Genomic DNA, 4,875 nt, shown 5'->3' on the forward strand with positions numbered 1-4,875 from the left:
CGAACTCTTGCGTGGTTTGACCCACCTGACGGTTTTCAAGACCGTTCCCTTCAGCCAGACTTGGGTAATCCTCCATAATCGCGGCAAAGGGGATCGAACCCCCGACCTCCCGGGTATGAACCGGACGCTCTAGCCAGCTGAGCTACACCGCGATTTTAAAAAAATCCTGCAAAAGAATTTTTATACTGCGGGTGAAGGGACTTGAACCCCCACGTCCGAAGACACTAGAACCTAAATCTAGCGCGTCTGCCAATTCCGCCACACCCGCACAATATAAAATAAAGAAATTCACAACTATTTAATTTTATCAATAGAACAAAATACTGTCAACTCTTTTTTACCTTATATTGTAATCCAATCCGTAATTCTAATAATTTTTTCATTAAGCTCTATCCAACTTTAGTTACTAGAAAAAAAAGAATTTTTTCTTTTTAATAACATTCGAATAATTATGCGCAATAACTCGTTGACCATTCAATAATCTCTCTGCATTATTCTCAAATTCACTAGCTTTTTCAGCTCCAAAATCAGCACGTAATTTGTCGAACGCCTCACGCATAGTAAATCCACGTCCTTGCAAAGCATGCGCATCTGATGCAAAAACTTGTACTAAATTATGTTTTACTAACTTATCCGAAATTTTTGCAACATGCTCACCAAATCCTCCAATATAACTCGTTGAAGTAAGCTGTGCTAACGCTCCAGCCTCTATAAACTCATATAGAAGATCTAAATTCTCTTGAATCTCAGTATTACGTTCTGGATGAACAATAACTGGCGTAGATCCATACTTTTTTAAATCAAAAATCATTTGTTTGGTATACTGTGGAACGTTGCTATGTGGTAGTTCTAATAAAACATAGTGCTTTTTGACATCAATTCCTAACAAATCATCATAATGTTTAAGCAAGTCTCCATTTATATGAATTTCCTGACTAGGGAAAACCTTTAGGCTTATCCCCTCTAAAATCAATCTCTTCTGAAAAACCTCAGTTCTTTTTACAACATCTACTGCATGATTTATGTATTGATTATCAAGATGATGTGGTGTTGCCAAAACATGTGTAATTCCATTTGAAACAGCTTGTTGCGCTAATTCCAATGAGCTTGCTATGTCTTTAGAACCATCATCTATCCCAGGTAATAAATGACAATGTAAATCTACCATAGTATTCATATAATCACTTCTTTTTTGAATTACGGCTATAACCATAATAACCATAATAGCCTTTACCTTTAACCTCAACATCGTTCAAAATTGAACCGATGATATGCCCATTAACCTGTCTAAGCATCCGAACCGCTTCTTTAACCGCATTTTTTTCAGTTTTTCCGGAACGAACAACTAATACTGTACCATCAACATTAGTTGTCATAATTTGTGCATCTGTTACTGAAAGAACTGGTGGTGCATCAAAAATAACTAAATCAAGCTGTTGGGATAACTTATCTATTAATTCAGCCATTCGCCTTGAACCAATTAGTTCTGATGGATTAGGTGGAATTGGGCCGCTTGGCATAACATATAATCTTGAAACCGAAGTTGAATAAATAATAGAATTAATATCTAACGCTTTTTCTGTTAGATAATTTGATAATCCTCGTGGATTATCAATATCAAAGGTTGCATTAACAGTTGGACGCCGTAGATCAGCATCAACTAATAGCGTGTGCAATCCTTGTTTAGCAAAAGAAGCTGCTACGTTTGCTGCAACTGTAGACTTTCCTTCTGACATTGAAGTAGACGTAAACATCAAACTTTTGTATTCTTTATCAACATTTGAAAATTTAATATTTGTTCGAATAGTATTAAATTGTTCAGTATCAACAGATGTTGGAGCTGAAATAGTTATCATTTTAACCCCAGTTTCCATTGTATTAGCATCTATGCTTTTCTTTTTACGAAATAAACCCATTAGTAACTTCCTCCGCTAAACTCGTCTATAAGTTTCATTTTTATTTTCATGAGACTTATTATCTGCAATTTCAACTGCATGAAATCCAACATTTTTTTCCATATGGAAAACAGTCCCAAGACTAGTCAATTCCAGTTCATCAGTTAAAAATTCAACACTTTTGACTGTCTTATCTGTCAATTCACGAATAATAGCAATTGCAATTCCAATAAGAGCGCCTACCACAACACCTATGAGAATACCTAATACTTTATTAGGAAAAACTGGATTTGAACTAGGTGTTGCTTTAGAAACAATTGTGACATTATCAATTTTCATCATTTTAACAATTTTCTTCTTAAAAACATCGCCAATTGTATTTGCTATATCAGAGGCAGTATATGCATCTTTATCCTCAACAGTCACACTTATAATTTGAGAATTAGTTTCATTTGCAATTGAAATTGATGATGTTAAATCACTTAATGAACCTGTATAATTATCATTTTCTTTCACAATTTTTAATACTGGCGTTAAAATAACGGACTTCTTTAAAACATCCTCATATGTATAAACTGCACTCAAATCTGCTTGTTGTGTTGTATATTGCGTTTGCGCATTATCATTTTTTTGGTTGACCAAAATATCAACTGTTGCACTATATTTAGGCTCTATAAAGATAAAAAGTATTAACAACGAAATTACAAATCCTAAAACCGTCCACACAATGATTCTAGGAATATTCTTTCTCAAAACTGTTAACATTTGTCCTAAATCAATAACCGTTTCATCATTTTCCTTAACCATAACTCTCTCCCATTATATAAAGTGAATTTACTAAATGTTTATTATTAATACAAACTTCGAAAAACAAGCAAACATATGCAATGCTAATTAGCAAACAAAATTAGCATTACCCATATTTCTCTATTATATATCTAAATTTATACATAAAACCAATCGTATTTTAGAATAACATAAATATTTAGTATATTCAACGGATGGCTGCATAATATTTTAAATAAAAAACAACAATCTTTATGCTTTTATATTATAACACAATCGTATTATTAAACTTTAAAGCCTAGGCTAAAAATCCCAAACTTTGTTCACCTTCAAATAATTGGTGTCAAAAGACCACTTGTTGCACTTAACCACGTAAGCTGGACAATCCAAATCTTAAATTGTCCGATTTCCAAGATTAAGTAATCTCTACTTAACAAGTTTTTTCACTCTAATCTTAAATTGCTTATGTCAAACCTAACTCGCAACTTAACATATCTTCAAAGGTTTCACGTCTCACAACAAGCCTTGAAGAGCCATTTTCACAAAAAACAACAGCAGGACGCGGATTTCTGTTATAATTGGAAGCCATAGTGTACCCATATGCTCCTGTATCTGGAATTGCTAAAATATCTCCCGGATGCGTATTGGGTAACAAGCAATCGCGAACAAGTACATCTCCTGATTCACAGTATTTTCCTACTACCGTAACAATTTGTTCATTTAATGCATTAGGCCTTTCAGCCAAATAAGCTTCATACTTTGCTTGATAAAGTGCTGGGCGAATATTATCTCCCATTCCACCGTCTACCGCGATAAAATGGCAAACTCCTTCAACATCTTTACGTGAGCCAACAGTATAGAGCGTTGTTCCAGCTTCCCCAGCAAGTGATCTTCCTGGTTCAATCCAAATTTCTGGCATTTTTAAATTATATTTTTTTGCCCTACTCTTAACTGCAGCTATTATATCTTTAGCAAAATCTTCCGTCGGTATCATTTGGTCATCTTTCGTATAGTGAATTCCAAAACCTCCACCAAGATTCAAAACCTTCGTATCAAATCCAAGTTCATCATGCCATTTCTTCATTAAATCAACCATCTTTTCAGCAGCCATTACAAATCCTTTAGCCTGAAAAATTTGCGAACCAATATGACAATGTAACCCTTCAATATTCATCCGTGGATTTTTTAGAATACTCTCTAATGCCTTTTTTGCTTGTCCTGATTGAACATCAAATCCAAATTTAGAATTGGATTGCCCTGTTGAAATATATTTATGTGTTTCTGCTTCTATTCCAGGTGTGACACGTAAAACAACATTTGCTTTAGCATGTTTTCTTCTTAAAGCCCTGTCTAGAAACTTAATTTCTTGAAAATTATCAATAACAAAACAACCAATTTGAGCTTCAACTCCCATTTCAATTTCTTCAGGAAGTTTATTATTACCATGAAATTCGATATCCTCGGGTGGCATCCCACCCTTCAAAGCTGCATATAATTCACCACCAGAAACAACATCACAGCCTAATCCAGCCTGAGCAACCAATTCGTACATCGCAAGGGATGAAAAAGCTTTGCTAGCATAAGAAATTTTATACGGAACTTCGGCCTCAATAAATGCCTTTTTGAAGTCAGCAATTTGCTTTTTTATCTTACTAACATCATAAGCAATGACTGGCGTTCCATATTTTTGAGCCAATTTTAATGTATCAACCCCACCAATCATTAAGTGTCCGGCTTGATTTACTTCTACTGCATCTGTCAACTTCATTTCTCCTCTCTTGCTTTCAATAATATTTACTATAAAAATAGGCCAGGAGTTGATCCTAGCCTACAAGTCAGCTCTTATTTTTCATCGCTTTTTAACACGCCACCAACAGCGTAACGATTTGTTTGCATCTCGTTTAAAACAACATGCACATGTTCTGCTGGTGCTCCTGTATTCTTAGTAACAGCATTAGTTACATCTTTTACTAAATCTTTTAATTGTTCCTCTGAACGGCCTGCAATTAATTCAATGTGGACAAGTGGCATCGTCATTCTTCCTTTCAATAATGTATATTCTTATTAAAACAGACTTTAGATTAAAACGCAATTAGATTTTACTTTTTCAAGTATTTTCGTTAGTGTAAAGTATTTGTGGGTAGAAATAAAAAAAGACAAAAAAGAGAAATAACTCTCTGTTACAATTGTAATT

General features: G+C 34.2%; 5 protein-coding genes and 2 tRNA genes. All 7 read right to left on the minus strand.

Going from position 1 to position 4,875, the window contains the following annotated elements; translation table 11 throughout:
- Positions 1 to 78: 78 nt before the first annotated feature.
- Positions 79 to 152 (minus strand) — tRNA-Met (locus tag LB941_RS12175).
- A gap of 34 nt (positions 153 to 186) precedes the next feature.
- A tRNA-Leu gene (locus LB941_RS12180) sits at positions 187 to 268 on the minus strand.
- 138 nt (positions 269 to 406) lie between these two features.
- Positions 407 to 1,177, minus strand: coding sequence for a tyrosine-protein phosphatase (locus tag LB941_RS12185; RefSeq protein ID WP_253362259.1), 771 nt, complete (start codon positions 1,175 to 1,177; stop codon positions 407 to 409).
- A gap of 4 nt (positions 1,178 to 1,181) precedes the next feature.
- Positions 1,182 to 1,916, minus strand: a complete 735-nt coding sequence (locus tag LB941_RS12190; RefSeq protein WP_253362260.1) for a CpsD/CapB family tyrosine-protein kinase — start codon at positions 1,914 to 1,916, stop codon at positions 1,182 to 1,184.
- 15 nt (positions 1,917 to 1,931) lie between these two features.
- Positions 1,932 to 2,702 (minus strand): YveK family protein, encoded by a 771-nt coding sequence (locus tag LB941_RS12195; protein ID WP_253362261.1) that lies wholly within the window; start codon positions 2,700 to 2,702, stop codon positions 1,932 to 1,934.
- 442 nt (positions 2,703 to 3,144) lie between these two features.
- Positions 3,145 to 4,449: a diaminopimelate decarboxylase gene (gene lysA / locus LB941_RS12200; protein WP_253362262.1), complete on the minus strand. Its 1,305-nt coding sequence runs from the start codon at positions 4,447 to 4,449 to the stop codon at positions 3,145 to 3,147.
- A gap of 74 nt (positions 4,450 to 4,523) precedes the next feature.
- Positions 4,524 to 4,712 (minus strand): 2-hydroxymuconate tautomerase, encoded by a 189-nt coding sequence (gene thmT, locus LB941_RS12205; protein WP_253362263.1) that lies wholly within the window; start codon positions 4,710 to 4,712, stop codon positions 4,524 to 4,526.
- Positions 4,713 to 4,875: the final 163 nt, after the last annotated feature.

The sequence above is a fragment of the Ligilactobacillus ubinensis genome (assembly GCF_024160875.1).
GTDB classification, from domain to species: domain Bacteria; phylum Bacillota; class Bacilli; order Lactobacillales; family Lactobacillaceae; genus Ligilactobacillus; species Ligilactobacillus ubinensis.